This is a genomic window from Lysinibacillus sp. EB106-09-02-XG168, assembly GCF_058791475.1.
Genome location: NZ_JBYTDN010000003.1, coordinates 1,081,957 through 1,101,951, shown reverse-complemented (window position 1 = coordinate 1,101,951; position 19,995 = coordinate 1,081,957). Strand labels below are relative to the sequence as shown.

At 39.8% G+C, this 19,995-nt stretch carries 19 protein-coding genes; all 19 read right to left on the bottom strand.

Features of this window, described 5'->3' with window-relative positions; genetic code table 11:
* Window positions 1–54: 54 nt before the first annotated feature.
* Window positions 55–621 carry a signal peptidase I gene (gene lepB, locus AC3WSO_RS06085; protein WP_492529562.1) on the bottom strand — a complete coding sequence of 189 codons (567 nt, stop codon included), beginning with the start codon at window positions 619–621 and terminating at the stop codon, window positions 55–57.
* A gap of 106 nt (window positions 622–727) precedes the next feature.
* Complete coding sequence (gene rplS, locus AC3WSO_RS06080; protein WP_079560440.1) at window positions 728–1,072, bottom strand: 50S ribosomal protein L19; 345 nt, start codon at window positions 1,070–1,072, stop codon at window positions 728–730.
* A gap of 116 nt (window positions 1,073–1,188) precedes the next feature.
* Window positions 1,189–1,926 carry a tRNA (guanosine(37)-N1)-methyltransferase TrmD gene (trmD, locus tag AC3WSO_RS06075; protein WP_492534263.1) on the bottom strand — a complete coding sequence of 246 codons (738 nt, stop codon included), beginning with the start codon at window positions 1,924–1,926 and terminating at the stop codon, window positions 1,189–1,191.
* The gene (gene rimM, locus AC3WSO_RS06070) at window positions 1,926–2,441 is read right to left on the bottom strand and encodes a ribosome maturation factor RimM (RefSeq protein ID WP_492529560.1); all 516 of its coding nucleotides are present in this window, start codon (window positions 2,439–2,441) and stop codon (window positions 1,926–1,928) included. Before rimM ends, trmD begins: the two co-directional genes overlap by 1 nt.
* A 388-nt stretch (window positions 2,442–2,829) precedes the next feature.
* The gene (locus AC3WSO_RS06065) at window positions 2,830–3,063 is read right to left on the bottom strand and encodes a KH domain-containing protein (RefSeq protein WP_004269410.1); all 234 of its coding nucleotides are present in this window, start codon (window positions 3,061–3,063) and stop codon (window positions 2,830–2,832) included.
* A 15-nt stretch (window positions 3,064–3,078) separates the two neighbouring features.
* Window positions 3,079–3,351, bottom strand: a complete 273-nt coding sequence (rpsP, locus tag AC3WSO_RS06060) for a 30S ribosomal protein S16 (protein ID WP_053483320.1) — start codon at window positions 3,349–3,351, stop codon at window positions 3,079–3,081.
* A 94-nt stretch (window positions 3,352–3,445) separates the two neighbouring features.
* Window positions 3,446–4,804, bottom strand: coding sequence for a signal recognition particle protein (gene ffh / locus AC3WSO_RS06055; RefSeq protein ID WP_492529558.1), 1,359 nt, complete (start codon window positions 4,802–4,804; stop codon window positions 3,446–3,448).
* 12 nt (window positions 4,805–4,816) lie between these two features.
* Window positions 4,817–5,152: a putative DNA-binding protein gene (locus tag AC3WSO_RS06050; protein ID WP_492529556.1), complete on the bottom strand. Its 336-nt coding sequence runs from the start codon at window positions 5,150–5,152 to the stop codon at window positions 4,817–4,819.
* A gap of 189 nt (window positions 5,153–5,341) precedes the next feature.
* Window positions 5,342–6,598, bottom strand: a complete 1,257-nt coding sequence (ftsY, locus tag AC3WSO_RS06045; protein WP_492529554.1) for a signal recognition particle-docking protein FtsY — start codon at window positions 6,596–6,598, stop codon at window positions 5,342–5,344.
* Window positions 6,595–10,176: a chromosome segregation protein SMC gene (smc, locus tag AC3WSO_RS06040; protein ID WP_492529552.1), complete on the bottom strand. Its 3,582-nt coding sequence runs from the start codon at window positions 10,174–10,176 to the stop codon at window positions 6,595–6,597. Before smc ends, ftsY begins: the two co-directional genes overlap by 4 nt.
* Window positions 10,177–10,179: 3 nt before the next feature.
* Window positions 10,180–10,944, bottom strand: coding sequence for a ribonuclease III (rnc, locus tag AC3WSO_RS06035; protein WP_492529550.1), 765 nt, complete (start codon window positions 10,942–10,944; stop codon window positions 10,180–10,182).
* A 341-nt stretch (window positions 10,945–11,285) separates the two neighbouring features.
* Window positions 11,286–11,522, bottom strand: coding sequence for an acyl carrier protein (gene acpP / locus AC3WSO_RS06030; protein ID WP_068983180.1), 237 nt, complete (start codon window positions 11,520–11,522; stop codon window positions 11,286–11,288).
* Window positions 11,523–11,580: 58 nt separating this feature from the next.
* Entirely contained in the window at window positions 11,581–12,327 is a 747-nt protein-coding gene (fabG, locus tag AC3WSO_RS06025) for a 3-oxoacyl-[acyl-carrier-protein] reductase (RefSeq protein WP_386826821.1), read from the bottom strand.
* Window positions 12,320–13,273 (bottom strand): ACP S-malonyltransferase, encoded by a 954-nt coding sequence (gene fabD, locus AC3WSO_RS06020; RefSeq protein WP_492529548.1) that lies wholly within the window; start codon window positions 13,271–13,273, stop codon window positions 12,320–12,322. The genes fabG and fabD overlap by 8 nt, the downstream gene beginning before the upstream one ends.
* Before the next feature lie 404 nt (window positions 13,274–13,677).
* Window positions 13,678–14,670: a phosphate acyltransferase PlsX gene (gene plsX / locus AC3WSO_RS06015; RefSeq protein ID WP_492529546.1), complete on the bottom strand. Its 993-nt coding sequence runs from the start codon at window positions 14,668–14,670 to the stop codon at window positions 13,678–13,680.
* On the bottom strand, window positions 14,667–15,245 hold the full coding sequence (fapR, locus tag AC3WSO_RS06010; RefSeq protein ID WP_079560862.1) for a transcription factor FapR: 579 nt from the start codon (window positions 15,243–15,245) through the stop codon (window positions 14,667–14,669). Before fapR ends, plsX begins: the two co-directional genes overlap by 4 nt.
* Window positions 15,246–15,374: 129 nt before the next feature.
* Window positions 15,375–17,420 carry an ATP-dependent DNA helicase RecG gene (gene recG / locus AC3WSO_RS06005; RefSeq protein ID WP_492529544.1) on the bottom strand — a complete coding sequence of 682 codons (2,046 nt, stop codon included), beginning with the start codon at window positions 17,418–17,420 and terminating at the stop codon, window positions 15,375–15,377.
* Between the two features lie 728 nt (window positions 17,421–18,148).
* Window positions 18,149–19,060, bottom strand: a complete 912-nt coding sequence (gene sdaAA / locus AC3WSO_RS06000) for an L-serine ammonia-lyase, iron-sulfur-dependent, subunit alpha (RefSeq protein ID WP_427488142.1) — start codon at window positions 19,058–19,060, stop codon at window positions 18,149–18,151.
* Between the two features lie 14 nt (window positions 19,061–19,074).
* Window positions 19,075–19,737, bottom strand: a complete 663-nt coding sequence (sdaAB, locus tag AC3WSO_RS05995; protein ID WP_079560428.1) for an L-serine ammonia-lyase, iron-sulfur-dependent subunit beta — start codon at window positions 19,735–19,737, stop codon at window positions 19,075–19,077.
* Window positions 19,738–19,995: the final 258 nt, after the last annotated feature.

The window sequence follows — 19,995 nt, the reverse complement described above, 5'->3', positions numbered from 1 at the left end:
CTATACCTCCTAAACTAAAAGAAAAAGGGAGTATTTAGCCCTCCCTTTCAAGAATTACTTTACAATTTTAATATCACTAAACGGCCAGAAAATCAGACTTGTATTACCAATAATCTCTTTCTGATCGACAAGTCCAATATGACGACTATCCTTACTATATCGACGATTATCTCCCATAACGAAAACATAACCTTTTGGAATTCCATCTTTTAGTTTTACATCAATGTCGCTTAACTTAAAATCCTCTGTTAAAGTACCTTCTGTAATTTCTGATTTGTAAGCATCTAAATAAGGTTCGTCTATCGGTTCACCGTTAATGTATAATTGATCATTTTTATATTCCAAAGTATCTCCTGGTAGACCAATAACACGTTTAATATAGTTCTTCTTTTCAGGAGCGTGGAATACAACAATATCAAAACGTTTTGGTTCACCTATTTTATAACCAATTTTATTCACAATCATACGATCGCCATCTTCAAGGGTTGGCATCATGGACTCTCCATCTACTGCAATAGGTGTAAATAAAAAATAACGAATAATCGCTGCAATCGCAAATGCAATTAGAAGTGCCTTAGTCCATTCCCATAGTTCATTCTTTTCCTTAACCTGTTTTTCCATCGAGAATTGCCCCCTTGTCTATCCCCATTTTAGTTGATAGCTATTTAAGATGACAAGCAAAAAGAAAAGGGGCTTGTTGTACAAGCCCCTCACTTTTAAGTCATAATTATCGAATTTCTTTAATACGAGCAGCTTTACCACGTAGGTTACGTAGGTAGTAAAGTTTAGCACGACGTACTTTACCACGACGTACAACTTCTAAGTTAGCGATTTTTGGTGTGTGTACAGGGAATGTACGTTCAACACCTACACCATAAGAAATTTTACGAACTGTGAAAGTTTCGCTAATACCGCCACCACGACGTTTAATTACTACACCTTCGTATACTTGGACACGTTCACGAGTACCCTCTACTACTTTCACGTGTACCTTAACAGTATCACCTGGACGGAAAGATGGTAGATCAGTGCGAAGCTGAGCTTTAGTAATTTCTGTAATAATGTTTGACATTGTTTTCTCTCCTTAGACAGATGCTCTTGCACGCAATCTATGCCACAGCGGAACACCGTAATTCAGTACTCCACATAGAAGTACAGATTAGATGTTATCATAAATATAGATAGCAATCAAGCATCTTTATTATTGTTTTTAAGTTTTTCTAAATACAATTTTTGCTTATCTGTTAACGGATAATTCTCGAGTAAATCCGGACGACGTTCGAACGTTCTTTTCAAAGATTCTTCCTCGCGCCATTGCTCAATCTTCGCATGATTGCCCGATAGTAAAATATCAGGTACTTTCATTCCGCGAAATTCAGCAGGTCGTGTATAATGTGGGTGCTCTAGAAGGCCTGTTGAGAACGAATCTTGTATGTGGGAATCCTCTTGTCCTAAAACCCCCGGCAGAAGTCGTACAACGCTATCTATAACCGTCATAGCCCCTAGTTCGCCACCAGTTAATACGAAATCTCCAATTGAAATCTCGTCTGTAACAAGATGTTGGCGAATGCGTTCATCATAACCTTCATAATGACCACATAAAAATACTAGTTCTTGTTCTTGCGCTAGCTCTTCTGCCTTCTTTTGAGTAAAACGCTCACCTTGTGGACACATCAAAATGATACGAGGATTTCTTCCTGCTGTAATAGACTCGACAGCGCTAAACATCGGCTCTGGTTTTAATACCATGCCTGCACCACCGCCATACGGATAGTCATCTACTTGATTATGCTTGTTACCCGAAAACCCACGGATATCAGTTACTTCTAGCTTTACAGCATCTTTTTCCTGTGCTTTCTTTAATATGGATGCACCAAAAACGCCTGTAAACATATCAGGAAATAGACTTAACACATTGATATTCATCATAACAAGCCTTCCATTACATGGATCACAATTTTCTTCTCATCCACATCAATTTCCTTGACGATGTCTTCGATATATGGGATGTAATGCTCTTTTTTACTACCCTTGACTACCCATACATCATTTGCACCTGTTTGAAGAATATCGGCCACTATTCCGATTGTTTCGCCTTCTTCAGATACAATTGTACAGCCAATTATTTCATGGAAGAAATATTCATTTTCCTTTAATAAATCATCTGTCATTTGATCCTTCGTAATTTTAAGCATTCCCTCTTTAAAAGGTTCAACAATGTTAATGTTATTCATGCCTTCAAAAGTTAATAAAATGAAGTTTTTATGACGACGCATTGATTCAATCGTTACCCATGTTGGCTTTTTATCATCTTTTTTAAACGCCGCAAGCTTATTTCCTACTGCGAAGCGTTCATCTTCAAAGTCTGTTGTTGATAACACACGCACCTCACCGCGAATACCGTGTGTATTGACAATACGACCTACATTAAACCATTCCATTCAAATCTCACCTCGTATGAATTTCGCCTTGACATAATTGTGCTGTCACATCTCTTTCGCACAGTACACAATTGCTAAACATGCCTATCCCCGTCAAGCTACTAGCTAGCCATAACAAAAGTAACCTTCTCTCACTTTCACCTAAAGTAGCAGATTAACTTTTGGCGGACGATGTTATAGCTAAGAAGTCCCTTAATGTCATTATGTTCAATTACTTCTCAAAGTAATGATGATAATGAAAAAAGGAAGGAACCGGCAAGCTCCTTCCTTTGTAGTCCAGATTTTCCGCTTTACCTCAAAGCCACTTCGAATTCCTAATGCATGTAAACATACCTATCAGGACTCTCCAGTGCTTGTTGCATGTAAAAGAGCGTGAAAATCTTTTCTATCAATCCAATATATCGACGTAGGTCTTTTTTTGATGGTGACTACCCGCCGCTGAATAAACAATTGTACGAATTGCTTTCGCTACTCGCCCTTGCTTGCCTATGACTTTCCCTCGATCCTCTGGATGAACAAAAAGTTTATAAACAATTCGATTTGCATTTTCATCCGTCTCAATACGAACTTCTTCTGGATAATCGACTAACGGTAAAACGATTGCTTCAATCAGCTGCTTCAAAGACGTCGCCCCCGATTATTTACTGAATTTTTGGTTATGGAATTTTTCCATGATTCCTTGTTCTGAGAACAAGTTACGTACTGTATCTGATGGTTTTGCACCGTCAGTTAACCATTTAAGAGCTTTCTCTTCATCGATGTTTACAGTAGCTGGTTGAGTTAGTGGGTTGTAAGTACCAACTGTTTCGATTGAACGACCGTCACGTGGTGAACGAGCGTCTGCAACTACGATACGATAGAAAGGAGATTTTTTAGCTCCCATACGTTTTAAGCGAATTTTAACTGCCATTTTAATAGCACCTCCGAATAAGTTTCACACAAGATAGTATATTATCAATGTTTAGGTTGTTTGTAAAGTGTTTTTTCTTAACACCTAAAAATTATTATTTAAACAATGAATCGAAGCCTGGTAGTTTCATCTTTTTCTTTCCTTTGCCACTTGCCATGCCTGTCATTTGCTTCATCATTTTTTTCATTTCATCAAATTGCTTTATTAAACGATTTACCTCTTGAATTGATGTCCCAGAACCCTTCGCTATGCGCTTTTTACGGCTACCATTAATGATTTCCGGATTCGTCTTTTCAGCAGGTGTCATCGAATAAATAATCGCTTCTACGCGGCCCATTTGCTTATCATCAACTTTAACATTGTCTAAGCCTTTGATTTTACCAGCCCCTGGTAGCATTTTCAAAATTTCATCGAGTGGACCCATTTTCTTTACTTGCTGCAATTGCTCAACAAAATCATCAAATGTAAAGCTCTGAGTTTTAAATTTTTCCTCTAGTTCTTTAGCCTTAGCTTCATCAACATTTGCCTGAGCCTTTTCAATAAGCGATAAAACGTCACCCATACCTAATATACGAGACGCCATACGCTCTGGATGGAAAGGTTCTAGCGCATCCATCTTCTCACCCATACCGACAAATTTAATCGGCTTCTGCGTAACGGAACGAATTGATAACGCTGCACCACCACGTGTATCACCATCAAGCTTTGTTAAAACAACCCCTGTAATACCGATTGCTTCATTAAAACTTTCTGCCACGTTTACAGCATCCTGACCTGTCATAGCATCTACAACTAGGAACACTTCATCCGGCTCTTTTAACGCACGAATATCTTTTAACTCTTGCATTAATTCTTCATCGATATGCAAGCGCCCCGCTGTATCAATTATGACAACATCATGGTGTTCTTCTTTGGCCAATTCTATTGCCTGTCGTGCGATTTCTACTGGAGATACATCAGTACCTAACGCAAAAACAGGTAAAGATAACTGCTTTCCTAATGTTTGTAGTTGTTGAACAGCCGCTGGACGATAAACGTCAGCAGCAACTAGCAATGGCTTACGATTATATTTTTTACGTAACACATTTGCCAATTTACCAGTAGTAGTCGTTTTCCCGGCACCTTGTAATCCGACCATCATAATAACTGTCGGTGGCTTTGTATTAAATTTGATCGGGCTTTGCTCGCCACCCATTAATTCTGTTAATTCGTCTTGTACGATTTTAATAACTTGCTGACCTGGCGTTAAGCTTTGCATAACATCCACGCCGACAGCACGTTCACTGACCTTTTTAACGAATTCTTTGACAACTTTTAAGTTAACATCCGCCTCGATTAAAGCAAATCGGACTTCTCGCATCATTTCTTTAACGTCTTGTTCCGATACTTTACCTTTACCTTTAATCTTTTGGATCGTTCCTTGGAGTCGTTCCGCTAATCCTTCAAAAGCCATTGCTTTCGCCTCCTAATCCCATTCTTTCAACTGTTCTATAAGCGCCAACTGCTCTTCACCTGTCATACTTTGTTCTGTAATCCCTGCTGTTAGCTGCGCAAGCATTTGTGTACGTTGTTGAAATTTTTCCAATAAACATAGTTTTTCTTCATATTCTTCAAGCATCGCTTCTGTTCGACGAATATTATCATAAACAGCTTGGCGTGAAACTCCATACGATTCAGCGATCTCTCCAAGCGAGTTATCATCTAAATAATATAGCTCCATATAACTTCGTTGCTTATCTGTTAATAATGCCTGATAAAAGTCGAAGAGAAAGTTCATGCGTGTTGTTTTTTCAAGTAGCATCGAATGTTTCTCCTCCCGTTATTAGTCATTTGTATCATATCGAAAAGCGCCCGTCTGTGTCAAGGTAATCTCCTTGTCTAAAAGCCTTAATTAACTGCTTTTTAGGCGTTTTTCACCTATAGCTAGTATTTCCCTTTTAAACAACGCGATTCCCCTGCACAGACGAGCGCTTCAATTAACAATTATTTGTTAATTCTCATTATTTTGTAATTCTTTATCTAAACCATCCGCAAATAAACCATACACATAGCGTTCTGCATCGAATGGTTGTAAATCATCCATCTTTTCACCAAGACCTACAAACTTCACAGGAATGTGTAATTTATTTCGAATAGCAAGAACAATACCACCTTTAGCAGTGCCGTCAAGCTTTGTTAAAACGATTCCTGTTACATTTGTAGCTTCCTTAAATGTTTGTGCTTGAACAAGTGCATTTTGACCTGTTGTTGCATCTAACGCTAATAGTACTTCATGCGGAGCATTCGGTATCTCTCGAGAGATTACTCGATGTACTTTCTCAAGCTCATTCATTAAGTTCACTTTATTTTGCAGGCGCCCTGCTGTATCACAAATCAGCACATCTGCTTTACGGTTTTTCGCTGCACGAATAGCATCGTACATAACCGCTGCTGGATCTGAGCCTTCCGATTGTTTAATCACTTCACAGCCAACACGGTCTCCCCAAACTTGTAATTGGTCGATGGCACCAGCACGGAAAGTATCACCTGCCGCTAAAACAACTGTTTTACCTTGTGATTTTAGACGATGGGCAAGTTTACCGATAGTAGTCGTTTTCCCAACACCGTTTACCCCAACGAATAAAATGACAGTAAGCTCCCCTTCAGGTTGTATATTAAGTTCGATTAAATCTTCTTCTCCTTGCTCATAAATTTCCACAAGTTTTTCAGAAATAATCGTTTGAATTCCGTTTGTATCTTTGATATTTTTACGCTGAACCTCGAAGCGTAATTTATCCATTAGCTCCATTACTGTTTCAAAGCCAACGTCTGCCTGTAATAACAAGTCTTCTAATTCTTCAAAGAAATCTTCGTCCACTTTTCGATAACGAGCAACTAGATCATTCACTTTTGAAGTAAATGAATTACGCGTTTTTTCCAGTCCAGCCTTGAACTTTTGTGTAATAGACCATGCAGAAGGCTTTTTCTCCTCTACTGGTTCTTCCACTATTGCGACTTCTTGCACTTCTGGTTGCTCAAGTTGTTCATGGTCAATTTCTTCAGTAATTTCTGTTTCAATTGAGCTTTCGGTTACAGAAACTTCCTCAACTTTTTCAGCTTCCTCTACAGTTGCCTCCGTTTGAGCAGGCTCAGTTGCTTCGTCTTCCTTCTGTTCAGCAACTTCTTCTTCATTAGTCTCTTCTACCTTTTTTTCTTCCTCGATTGGGTTGCCTACTAATTTATCTTTTAACCGTTTAAAAAAACTCATGCTTGTTCGCTCCTTTGCTCCGCAAGTACGGGTTCATCTTCTAATTTTACTGATACAAGTTTAGATACACCAGATTCCTGCATTGTAATACCATACAGCACATCGGCTCCCTCCATCGTTCCTTTACGATGTGTGATTACAATAAATTGCGTATTACGGCTAAACTTCTTCAAATATTGGCTATATCGAACGACATTTGCCTCATCTAAAGCCGCCTCTACCTCATCGAGAATACAGAAAGGTACAGGTCGTATATTTAGAATGGAGAATAATAAAGCGATTGCAGTTAGTGCACGTTCACCACCTGAAAGCAAACTTAGGTTTTGTAATTTTTTCCCTGGTGGTTGAGCTACAATTTCTATACCTGTTTCAAGCAGATTTTGAGGGTCCAATAACACTAAATCTGCCTGACCTCCACCAAACAATTCACGGAATACACGTTTAAATTGCTCTCGAATGGCATAGAATGTTTCACTAAATCGCAGCGTCATTTCTTCATCCATTTCTTTAATAGCCTCATGTAATGTTTCCTGTGCAGCAAGTAAATCTTCACGCTGCTCAGTTAAAAATGAATGGCGTTCAAGTACCCGATCGTATTCCTCAATGGCGCTCAAGTTAACCGGACCAAGCTCTTCTATAGATTTCTTCAGTAATTTCACTCGACGTCGCATATGCTCTTCATCTTCAATGGTTAGAGCTAACTCTTCAGCTTCCTCAAAAGTTAGCTGATAATTTTCTTCTAGCTGTTCATTGAAATTATTGATTTCGAATTCTACGCGACTTCGTTTCAATTCATTTGCACGGATCGCCTCAAGATAACCTTTATGCGTACGTTGCAATTCTTTCAGCTGTTCTTCTAAAGTAGTAAGCTCTTGTTGTTGTGCTACTTTTTCATCTTTTTTCTGTGAAATAGTATCTTGCAGCGAATCCCTGCTCACTTTCCACGTAGCAACTTGCTCATCCACTTCTTCATCGCTTAAAAGTTTTGTCGATTCATCAGATTGAAGCCAGATTATTTCCTGAGAAATATTGTCGACTTTTTGACGAGCTTTGTTTAATTGTAGGGCTAACTCTGCTGTAGCAATTTGCACTTGTGACATTTGCTCCTGCATTACCGCTAACTGCGAGCGTTTTTCTGCTGACTGCTCACGAAGTACATCTTTTTCCGATTCACTTTGTAGCTTCACTTTACTTAGTTGTTCCACTGTTTCATTTATTTCTAACAACTCTGTCGATAATGCCGTTAAACGCTCCGTGGCCGCTTCCTTTTGAGCTAATAATGCTTCTTCACGCGTTTTTACATCTTGCGTTTCATTAGAAGCAAAAGATACTCGGGCAGATAAGCTTTTCTCGACAACCTCTAACTCACGAATACGACTCGCTTGCTGCATTTCATCTTTTCGTAGTTGTTCACCGTCAAGTTTCAATTGCTCTACTTTGTCTCGCAATACGGCAAGCTTCTCTTTTTCATCCGTGACAGACTGTTCAGCACTATAAATAGATGCTTCCAACGATTCTAGCTTTACTACTAAACCATCTAATTCTGCTTTCCTTGTAAAAAGTGAAGATTGTTGCTTCGTTGCACCACCTGTTAATGAACCACCTGCATTGACGATATCACCATCAAGTGTTACAACACGATATCTAAACCCGCATAATCGAGCAATTTGACTTGCACCTTCTAAACTTGATGCGACGATGACATTGCCAAGGAGGTTCTCGACAATTGTACGGTTCTCTTCACCGAACGTGACAAGTGCATCAGCCATTTGAACAAATGCTGGGTGCTCAGTAGCTAGCTGAATCATAGATAGATTAATTTTTCGTGACTTGATAACTGTCTTCGGTAAAAATGTTGCGCGTCCAGCTCTCTTTTGTTTTAACCAATGAATCGCCTGTTGAGCATATCGTTCATCGGTTGTCACAATATGCTGAGAGGCTGCCCCTAATGCTGTTTCAATAGCCTGCGAATATTTCCCATCCACTTGAATTAATTCAGCAACAGCTCCCTCAATACCAGCTAATTCACCTTTATCACGCGCTAATAATACTTCTTTTACTCCATGGAAGAACCCAGAGAAATCGGCTTCTAGTTCAGCTAACGTATCTTTTCTAGCCTTAAGTTGCTGCTGATGCTGATAAGCTTTATAAAGCATATCCTGCTTTTCATTAAACGATGCATTCACATTCTTAAGCTGTATTTGCAATGCTTCATATTGCTCAAGCTTGTCCTGTAATTCGCTTGTTGTTGTAGCATGAGCAACAACTAGCTTTTCTTTTTCCGCTAAAACTTGCGAAAGTTCTTGCCCGATTTCATCCGTTTGACCTGACATTCGTGCCGCCATCGCTTTTTGTTGCACTATTTGTTGTTCAATATTTTTTAATTCATTTTTTACCGTTGCTTCTTCGTTTAAAGAGTCGATATATCGGTTTTTTTGTTCTTCAATTTCTTGTTCAATTTCAGAAACAGAGCGATTTAAAGATTGTTCTAATTGCTTAATGCTTTGTTTCAGCTCTGATACCTCTTGCTGCTTTTCACCAAACAACTCTTTTTTCTCTTGCTCTTGAGCTATAAGAGACTCAACCTCATCTTTTGCTTCTTGTAATGCCGTATTTAATTGAAGTAGTTGATTAGAAGCATTTTGTCGCTTTTCAGCCATTAACGCTTTACGACCATCCCAACGCTCTACCTCCATCGTTGCATTAACAAACTCAGCCTGAGTAGTATCTAAATAATCATCTAGCTCTTTTAAAAGCTTACGAATACCGGCATTTTGCTTGTCTATCGAAGAAATATGATGAGCTTGTTTTTGCTCTGTTTCATAAAGCTCTGTGTACTCAGTTTTTAGAGCATGCAAAGATTGTGCACAATTTTTTAAATCGTGCACAAGGATGGCAATATCAAAATCCTTTAACTCTGTTGACATTTGCACATAATCTCTTGCACTTGATGCCTGAATTTCTAACGGCTCCAGACGACTATCTAGCTCATGTAAAATATCTAAAACACGATACAAATTTTCATCTGTTTCAACAAGTTTATGCTCTGCCTTCTTCTTTCTTAGTTTATACTTTAACACGCCAGCTGCCTCTTCAAAAATTGAACGACGGTCATCAGGTCGGCTATTTAAAATTTCATCGACACGGCCTTGTGAAATAATGGAGAAGGCCTCTTTCCCAAGTCCCGAGTCCATAAACAAGTCCGTAATATCCTTCAGGCGACACTGCTGGTTATTAAGTAAATATTCACTATCACCTGAACGGTATACGCGTCTTGTTACGCTTACTTCTGTATATGAAAAAGCAAGCTGTTCATCTGTGTTATCTAAAATAAGCGTTACCTCTGCAAAGTTTAGTGGCTTACGTGAGTCACTCCCAGCAAAAATAACATCCTCCATCTTTGCCCCACGTAACGACTTTGCCGATTGCTCCCCAAGTACCCAACGAATGGCATCAGTGACATTACTTTTCCCACTGCCATTTGGTCCAACCACTGCTGTAACACCGGGTACAAAATCAATTCCAATGCGCTCCGCAAAAGATTTAAAGCCAATCACTTCGAGTCGTTTTAGGAACATCTATTAAGCCTCCTCTTTTGCAGTGCGTTCACGCATCGTACGCATTGCACATTGCGCTGCTTGCTGCTCGGCTTCTTTTTTTGATTTCCCACGACCAATTCCAAGCTCCTGTCCATTCAACAGTACGCTCGATACAAAGGTACGGTTATGCGCTGGACCCTTTTCATCAACAATTTCATAATGAAGAAGACCATTATTTGTTTGCTGCACCATTTCTTGCAATTGGCTTTTAAAATCCATCACATGCGAAAAAGCACCGACTTCTACTTTCGGGAATACGATTCGTTCTAAAAAGCACACAACCGTTTGTAAGCCTTGATCTAAATAAAGGGCGCCGACAAATGACTCAAATACATCTGCAAGTAGCGCTGGGCGTTCCCGTCCACCTGTTAATTCCTCACCTTTTCCGAGTAATACAAAGCGGCCAAAACCTAATTCATTTGCAAAGATAACAAGTGATGGCTCACATACTATGGATGCTCGTAGCTTCGTCAGCTCACCCTCACTCATATTAGGGTATTTCTCAAAAAGGTATTTAGAAACAGACAGTTCAAGTACTGCGTCTCCTAAAAATTCAAGACGCTCATTATCCGTAAACAATTTACGGCGATGCTCATTCACATAAGATGAATGCGTGAATGCTTGATACAATAAATTTTTATTATTAAATGTGATATTTAATTCATGCTGTAACAGCTCGAATTGATTGCGTACTTTTTCAGGAAGCACGCCAGATTTCTGCATAGTTCCTTTTCTTTTCATAGCCATTGAACAATCTGCCTTCCTAATAGTTTCTACCGTTTAAGTGTACCTTTTTCAAGGCATTTATGCAAAAGTATTTCGGCTTAAATGCAATGTTTTGGAAGTTTAATCATTTAATTTTTTTCCAAAATAAAAAAAAGGGACGTTCACAGTTCGCACAACGAACCATTTCGTCCCTTTTTTAAATACACCTTAGCATTTTCTGCTCTTCACATGAAAGAGAAGCGAGAGTCATTTCTGCCAAAGGCTTTAACTTTATTGAATCATAAACTTTTATTGTAAAATGACCGCAGCCATGTCAGCACCGCTAGAGGTGATTAATTTCTGCTAAATAAAGTTAAAACGCATTAGTTGATTTTACTTTCGATGTATGAAATTGCAGAACCAACTGTTGAGATTTTTTCAGCATCTTCATCAGAAATTTCCATATCGAATTCGTCTTCAAGCTCCATTACAAGCTCAACTACGTCTAATGAGTCAGCACCTAAATCATCACGGAAAGAAGCTTCTAGAGTAACTTCACTTTCCTCAACACCTAAACGGTCCACGATTACTTTTGTTACGCGTTCTAATACTGTAGTCAAAACATTCACCTCCCCTCAAATGATTATACAAAAAAACATTATTTATGACTAATTGAAATTACATGACCATGCCGCCATCTATATGTAACGTTTGCCCCGTCATATAGTTAGCATCATCTGAAGCTAGGAAAGTTACAGCCTTTGCGATATCCTCAGGCTGCCCAAGTTTTGCTAGCGGAATTTGCGTAAGCATACCTTGCTTTATATCTTCTGGTAGCTGATCAGTCATTTCAGTTTCGATAAAGCCTGGTGCAATAGCGTTTACTAAAATATTACGTGATGCTAATTCCTTAGCAGTCGTTTTAGTTAATCCAATAACACCTGCTTTTGCAGCTACGTAATTAGCTTGCCCCGCATTACCAGCTACACCGACAATGGATGAAATATTAATGATACGGCCTGCACGTTGCTTCATCATTTGACGTGTTACTGCTTTTGTACAAAGGAAAACGCCCTTTAGGTTCGTATCTAACACATCGTCCCATTCATCTTCTTTCATACGCATTAACAAGTTATCACGTGTAATCCCCGCATTATTTACTAAAATATCAAGCGAGCCGAATGTTTTCACTGTTGCATCCATTAACGCTGTAACTTCCTCTGTTTTTGAAACACTTGCTTGTACAGCTATTGCCTCGCCACCATTTTCTTGAATCATTGCGACAACTTCTTCTGCTTTGGCTTGCGAACCGCTGTAGTTTACGACAACTTTAGCACCCTCATTAGCAAGCTTTAATGCAATAGCACGTCCTATTCCACGTGAAGCACCAGTTACAACAGCTACTTTACCCTCTAATTTACGCATTAATCGTCCACTCCTTCGATGCTTCTAGTACAACCTCTAAAGATGTTTCATCATAAACACAGTATGTCGTGACAGATCGATCGATTTTTTTCACTAATCCACTCAATACTTTGCCTGGTCCACATTCAATAAAGACATCCACACCTTGCGAAATCATTTCACGCACAGATGCTTCCCATTGCACAGCACTATATACTTGTTCTACTAGTTCATGTTGAATAGCCGGAATATCCTCTAGCTCTTCCGCCATTACATTACCGACTACTGGAATTTGCGGAACTGACAATGATATATCAGCCAATGCTTCTCTTAGCTTTTCAGATGATGGCCGCATTAACTCTGAATGGAATGGACCACTAACAACTAAAGGAATTGCTCGTTTTGCACCAGCTTCCTTAGCCGCTAAAGAAGCTTTTTCAACGCCTTCCTTTGTGCCAGAAATAACAATTTGTCCAGGACAGTTTACATTTGCAACTTGAACTGGATCACCTGCTGCAGATACTTTTTCAGTTACTGCATGCAGTGCCTCAAGCTCCATCCCTAGAATGGCAGCCATAGCGCCTTGCCCTGCAGGTACAGCTTCATTCATATAAAGTCCACGCTTATGCACAACAGACACGGCATCCTCAAACGATAACACACCAGCGATTACTAATGCGCCATATTCCCCAAGTGAATGTCCAGCTGCATAATTCGGCATAATACCTGCTGCACGTAATTTTTCAGCAACCATCACACCTGTAGCTAGGAGTGCAGGCTGAGCATGGTAAGTTAATGTTAACTCCTCAGCCGGTCCCTCTAGCATAAGCTTAGATAGCTCAAAGCCAAGTGATTGATTTGCACGCTCATAAAATGCTTTACTTTCTGCCGAATTCTCAATAAACTCTTGCCCCATCCCAACTACTTGAGAACCTTGGCCTGGAAAAATAAATGCTATTTTCGTCATTTTTCTTTAATCCCCTTTTTAATCAATTATGCCTCGGCAAAATTGCGTCCGGAATCGGCTTTGCGCTTAGGCCTGCACGAGGGCCGACACGATGTCGGTCATTTCGGTAATGCCACAGGACGTGGCGTTTTTACCAAAGCAGGTCAGTTAGCCGTCATCGCCTGGATGCGATGATTTTAGGCTAACATCCCAAAGAACTCCTTTCCGATTTCGTGACATCTGCCGGAGGCTTTGGGCCAACGTGATGTTGGTCACTCAGTCATTGCCACAGGACGTGGGGTCTTAGACTGAGTTCCTATATTTCAGCAGGTGTTTGGACACGTGTACCTGTCGCTAGGTTTCGGTACATAAAACATTTGTAGCTGACGCTTCACTTTCGCTACCAAGACACCTGCTGAAAGAAATTAATCGATTTCTATGTGACGTACTGTATCTGTAATTGTCGAGATGACTGTATGCTCAACCATCGTATTCGCTTGGCGAATTGCACTGTATATTGCTTTAGCATTGGATGAGCCATGTGCCTTAATTACTGGTGCTTGTAAACCAAACAAGCCTGCACCACCGTACTCCGTATAGTCCATTTTATTTTTTAGGTCGCGTAAATTATTTTTCATAAGTACTGCCGAAATTTTTGTTTTAGTCGAAGCCATAAACGCCTCTTTTAACATTGAAAATAACGCGCCAGCAGTACCTTCTATTGATTTAAGTACCATATTACCTGTAAAGCCATCTGTTACAACAACGTCTGCTACCCCATCAAGTAAATCTCGAGCTTCTACGTTGCCGATAAAGTTTATATCCGCTTCTTTTAACAAGCCAAAAGTCGCCTTCGTTAATTCATTCCCTTTTTTATCCTCAGTACCGATATTTAACAAGCCGATACGTGGCTTTTGTAAGCCGCCTACCTTTTTCGCATAAATATCGCCCATAATTGCATATTGCAATAAATGCTCAGGTCGCGCGTCTGCATTCGCTCCTAAATCAAGCATTAAAAAGCCCTTACCATCTAAAGTAGGAAGTGTAGTAGCTAGAGCAGGTCTAGCAATCCCCTCAATACGCCCTACTTTAAATAAGCCTCCTGCCATTAAAGCACCTGTATTACCTGCCGAAAGACAAGCATCTGCCTTACCTTCTTCAACCGCATCCATCATTCGCGCCATCGATGAATCTTTTTTACGACGAACCGCGCGTGCTGGATCGTCTGTCCCTTCGACAACTTCATCACAATGTACTACAGTTAATCGATCATGTATTTTTATAAATGGTTCAAGCTTTTCCTGCTGACCATATAATTGAATTTCTAAATTCGGTATTTGCTCTAACGCTAATAAAGCACCTTCAACAACTGATTTTGGTGCGTTGTCGCCACCCATTCCATCAAGCGCTAATTTCATTGTTGTTCACCTTTACCTTTCGTGCGGTACATATCAAATTCACCAACAAAAACTGTTTCACCGTTAACAGTGGACGTTAACTCTACTTTTGTACGATGACTTTTTTCATCACGTCCGATAACGATTGCTTTTGTAATAACACGATCTCCAGCTCTAACAGGTTTCACAAAGGAAATGTTAGAATGTACTGTTAATGCTAGTTCATCGTCAATAACTGCTACCGCTAATGAGTTTGCCTGCGCAAACAAGTGATGTCCACGTGCGATGCCATTGCGCTGAAAAACATGTTCTTCTTTTACGTCAAAAATAGATAATGCACGATTATCCAATTCAATATCAATTATTTCTCCGATTACTTCATCAATCGGTAGTGATTTTACTTCATTTTCATAGGTTTTTGAAGCAACATCTTTAATTCGTTCTCGTAATTCTGGAATCGCTAACTCCATACGATCTAAACGAATTGTTTGGACACTAACCTGAAACTGTGTTGCTAGCTGTTCATCTGTGACGAATGGATTATCAGCTATCGTTTCGGATAATAGTCGCTGTCGCTCTTTTTTCGTTCGTCTCAACATCATTCGCCACCTTTTTAGTTGTTATTAGCACTTGGTACTAATATCAGTATATAGAGTATAAAAAAAGAATGCAAGACTTGTTTTATAAACAAGTGCTCACATTCCTAATTGAGCATTGATATTCAATTAATCGAAGCGATCCCCTTGTAAAACACCAGAATCCCCAAGCATGTCACGTAAATATTTATACTCATCATCATGCCAAAAAGCATCTGTTTCGATCATATCCGTCGCATCTTTTCTCGCAGTTTCAAGTATTCGATAATCGTGCACTAAATCCGCTACTTTAAAATCCGGCAAACCACTTTGTTTACGACCAAAGAAATCCCCCGGACCACGTAGTTCCAAATCCTTCTCAGCAAGGCGGAAACCATCATTCGTTTCCGTCATCGACTGCATTCGCTCTTTACCTTCATCGGATTTTGGATCGGCAAGCAACACACAATACGACTGATGTTCTCCTCGTCCAACACGCCCTCTTAGCTGATGAAGCTGAGCTAAGCCGAAGCGTTCAGCGTCATAAATAATCATAAACGTTGCATTCGGCACGTTAACCCCAACCTCAACAACGGTTGTAGACACAAGCACATGAATAGTTCCTTCACTAAAAGCTCGCATGACAGCGTCTTTTTCATCAGCGGATAGGCGACCATGCATTAATCCGACATTGAAACGCCCATTAAAATATGTTGCAAGCTGCTCATAGATTTCTACAGCATTTTGCACATCCAGCTTGTCTGATTCCTCAATCAACGGACAAATAGCATACGCCTGCCTGCCAGCGGCAAGCTCTAATTCTAGCTTTGACATAACAGAGCCAAATTGCTCTTTTTTCATCCAATGTGTTTCAATTTGCTTACGCCCTGCCGGCATTTCATCGATCATTGAAACATCCATTTCTCCAAATGCTGTAATCGCTAGAGTACGCGGAATTGGTGTTGCTGTCATAAAGAGCACATCTGGGTTTTCTCCTTTATCACGCAATATTCTACGCTGCTCAACACCAAAACGATGCTGTTCATCTGTAATAACAAAACCTAGCTTGTAAAAAACGACATCTGGCTGAATTAGCGCATGTGTACCAATTAAAATATCGATGTCTCCATTTACTAGTTCTTCTAAAAGCAAACGACGCTCCTTTGCCTTCGTCGATCCCGATAATAAAGCTACACGTACGCCAAATGGCTCAAACCATTCCTTCAAACTTTCAGCATGCTGCTCTGCTAAAATTTCCGTTGGTGCCATTAATGCTCCCTGAAAACCAGCAGTTATAGCCGCATATAAACATATTGCCGCGACAACAGTTTTCCCTGACCCTACATCACCTTGGAGTAAGCGGTTCATACGATGTGGCTCTTTTAAATCTTTGCAAATTTCATTGACGACGCGTTTTTGCGCACCCGTTAATTCATATGGTAACGATGCAATAAAGGCACGTATCTTTTGCAAATCAAATTGTATAACAGTACCGTGCTCACTGTCCTTTCGGATTTTACGTAACGCTTGAATACGTAGTTGAAAGTTTAGTAACTCTTCATAGGCAAAGCGCCTTCTAGCCTGCTTTGCATGTCCTGCATCAAGAGGAAAATGTATTCCCTCAAGCCCCTCCCGTATTGTAGCGAGCTTATAATCCGTACGTAAGCGCTGTGGAACAACATCAGGTATGTCATCACCAAACTCATCTAGCCCCTGGCGCATATATTTACGAAAACGCTTTTGCGGAATTAAACCTTTTAAACTATAAACAGGTTCAAAGTCAACTTGATCTGTTTTAGGACCAAATGTTACAGACGTTCCATTAATAACTTGTCTGCCTCTATCCCATTTACCTGTAACGGTAATGATAGCTCCAGGTACAAGCTTTTGCTTTAAGTAGCCTTGATTAAAAAAAACAACCTTCACTAAATGTCGACCTGCCAGCACCGTCACTTGTAATCGTGATTTATTGCGACCTAAAAACAATACTGTTGGTTCACGCTCAACTTTACACTCAACAGTGACACGTTCATTATGTGGTGTTTGCGCCAAATCTTTCAAACGAAAATCCTCGTGTCGATGTGGAAACGTCCATAACAAATCCGCTACCGTCTCGATGCCCAACGCTTCTAAATGTCCTGCTGTTTCTTTCCCGATTCCCTTTAAATTAGTAACGGGGTTCGTTAAATCAGTCACCTTGCACGACAGCCCCTTCTAAATTTTTCACCACAAGTACTTTATCTACAGTCATTCGTATCACCATACTATTTTTCAGCATATGAGTTTCCCCTTTCTTACGATTACTCTAAGCTTTCATTATATCGTTGTTAGCGTTTAAACATTTGAACACGTATTATTCTCCATATTATTATATAACTTTTCATTTTAAGTAAGATAGCAATTCAATTCATTAATAATTGATTGATAGTTAATTATATCGAAAAAATTATCACTTTTTCATCCTATTTTCCCATAAACTTCAATTTATCTAGTTTACGATTTACCCCCTCAATTACACTCTTTATAATTAATATCAGATCACTTACTTTACATAAAACATGTACCTACAGCTACGCTTTCGGTACAATATACATTCACTGAAAGTAGCTAAAATGTACGCTAAGTAAATAGGTTGATCTTCGTTACGACCGGGCGACTCCTTGGGCTCAGTAATAGAGCAACGCGAATGAAGCGGCTCATCGGACAACCCCAGAAAGCTCTGCGCGAAAGCAAAGTGGCAGTTACAAAGCGCCTAGTTGGAACGGAAATCAAACACACGTTATGGTGATGAGACTAGAATCAGGAGTATCACCAGAGAATTTATACTCTTTGTCCAAAATATCCACCCGTACCATTTCACCATTATGCCTTTTATTTTCACCTCAAAAAAACACGCCCCCTGAGGAAAGCGTGTTTACTATCTTTTATTTTTGAAGTGACTTAATACTTTCTAAATTGCCATTATCAAAAATGGCTTTGCTAATAGCTTTACCTGTTGGAGTTGCAGCAAGGCCTCCACGGGCTGTTTCTTTTAGATTCGGACTCATAGATTGTCCAATTCGATACATTGCGCCAATCACTTCATCACACGGGATGCGACTTGTAACCCCTGCAAGTGCCATATCCGCTGCTACAAGTGAATTCGCCGCTCCCATAGCATTCCGCTTAACACAAGGAACCTCTACTAATCCAGCTACTGGATCACAAACAAGCCCTAGCATATTTTTGAGTGTAATGGCAAATGCTTCTGAACATTGCTGCGGGGTACCACCAGCCATCTCAACAATTGCAGCCGCTGCCATACCAGCAGCTGAGCCAACCTCTGCTTGACAGCCACCGGCAGCGCCTGAAATCGAAGCATTATTGGCAACAACGAAGCCGAAAGCACCCGATGTGAATAAATAACGAATCATTTGCTCACGTGTCGGATTTAGCTTGTTCTTCACTGCAAACAATGTCCCTGGTACAACTCCAGCCGAGCCTGCAGTTGGGGTAGCACAAATTGTCCCCATAGCCGCATTAACTTCATTTGTCGCAACCGCTTTACTTACTGCATCTAGTAATAAATCTCCCGACAATGAATTTCCTTGTGCAATGTAATTCTGAAGCAATACTGCGTCACCGCCTGTTAAGCCTGTTACAGATTTAACACCCTTCAAGCCTCTTTCAATAGCTTCCTCCATCACTGTCAAATTATTGTCCATTTGCTGTATAATTTCTTCCCTAGTGCGTCCAGTTATTAACATTTCCTGCTCTATCATAATTTCAGAAATTAGTTTTCCTTCTTGCTCCGCTCGTTCAACTAGTTCACGAACATTATGAAACAATACGTCCATATTGGGACACCTCCTTAGTTATTAATTTTAGAAACTTTCGAAATATGTGGTATTAAAGAAATTTGTTGTAATACTTTATCCTCGATGTTTTGATCGACTTCTATCACCATAAGGGCTGTTAAACCACGCTCAATACGAGAAACTTCCATATGCCCAATATTAACTGCATGCATCGCTAAGCAATTTGCCACATTGGCAATACAGCCAGCACGATCATCATGGACAACAAGAATTGCCGGCATTCCACCTGTTAGACGAAGCTTGAAGCCATTAACCTCACTAACTTCAATTTTACCGCCACCGATTGAAATACCAACAACGGACATCTCTCCTTCATCATCGCCAATTACAAGGCGAGCTGTATTCGGATGTTCCATGTTAGCTGTTTCTGGGATAAACTCATAGTCTAATCCCGCCTTTTCTGCATCGGCAAAAGCTGTTTTAATTCGCTCATCGAATGTATCGTAATTCAATAGACCCCCAATCAAAGCTACATCTGTTCCATGTCCTTTATACGTTTCCGCAAACGAACCATATAAGTGTATTTTTGCCCATTTTGGTTGTCTTCCAAATAAATCTCTAGCAACACGCCCAATTCGTGCCGCACCTGCCGTATGAGAAGAAGAAGGCCCAATCATCACTGGTCCAATAATATCAAATACTGAAGTAAACTTCATACTAACACCCCTCTATTCTAACTATATAATATTTTTGACTTTTTACTTATATAATGCTTGATAGTTACTATAAAAGCAAAGTATTTCTTTTATCAACTTTCTGAAAATTTAAGCGACTATAATTTACACAGTGGAAATATTAATTATCTTTTGTCTCCTCCAAATAAACAATAATTTCAATCCGCTGATATTCCAGCATTTACAAACACACCGTCTTCTGGATACGCACACCAAATCGTTTATTTCAGTTTATTAATA

Bases quoted from the DNA above. Each gene is read 5' to 3' on its own strand.
- ffh (WP_492529558.1), bottom strand. From the start codon at position 4,804: ATGGCTTTTGAAGGATTAGCGGAACGACTCCAAGGAACGATCCAAAAG.
- rplS (WP_079560440.1), bottom strand. From the start codon at position 1,072: ATGTCAAACATTATTACAGAAATTACTAAAGCTCAGCTTCGCACTGAT.
- trmD (WP_492534263.1), bottom strand. From the start codon at position 1,926: ATGAATATCAATGTGTTAAGTCTATTTCCTGATATGTTTACAGGCGTT.
- sdaAB (WP_079560428.1), bottom strand. From the start codon at position 19,737: ATGAAGTTTACTTCAGTATTTGATATTATTGGACCAGTGATGATTGGG.
- plsX (WP_492529546.1), bottom strand. From the start codon at position 14,670: ATGAAATTAGCGCTTGATGGAATGGGTGGCGACAACGCACCAAAATCA.
- rpsP (WP_053483320.1), bottom strand. From the start codon at position 3,351: ATGGCAGTTAAAATTCGCTTAAAACGTATGGGAGCTAAAAAATCTCCT.
- rimM (WP_492529560.1), bottom strand. From the start codon at position 2,441: ATGGAATGGTTTAATGTAGGTCGTATTGTCAATACACACGGTATTCGC.
- lepB (WP_492529562.1), bottom strand. From the start codon at position 621: ATGGAAAAACAGGTTAAGGAAAAGAATGAACTATGGGAATGGACTAAG.
- ftsY (WP_492529554.1), bottom strand. From the start codon at position 6,598: ATGAGTTTTTTTAAACGGTTAAAAGATAAATTAGTAGGCAACCCAATC.
- smc (WP_492529552.1), bottom strand. From the start codon at position 10,176: ATGTTCCTAAAACGACTCGAAGTGATTGGCTTTAAATCTTTTGCGGAG.
- fabG (WP_386826821.1), bottom strand. From the start codon at position 12,327: ATGCGTAAATTAGAGGGTAAAGTAGCTGTTGTAACTGGTGCTTCACGT.
- AC3WSO_RS06050 (WP_492529556.1), bottom strand. From the start codon at position 5,152: ATGCTACTTGAAAAAACAACACGCATGAACTTTCTCTTCGACTTTTAT.
- sdaAA (WP_427488142.1), bottom strand. From the start codon at position 19,060: ATGGACGTATTGTTTCATAATGTTCGTGAACTAGTTGAACGAGCGGAG.
- fabD (WP_492529548.1), bottom strand. From the start codon at position 13,273: ATGACGAAAATAGCATTTATTTTTCCAGGCCAAGGTTCTCAAGTAGTT.
- rnc (WP_492529550.1), bottom strand. From the start codon at position 10,944: ATGGCTATGAAAAGAAAAGGAACTATGCAGAAATCTGGCGTGCTTCCT.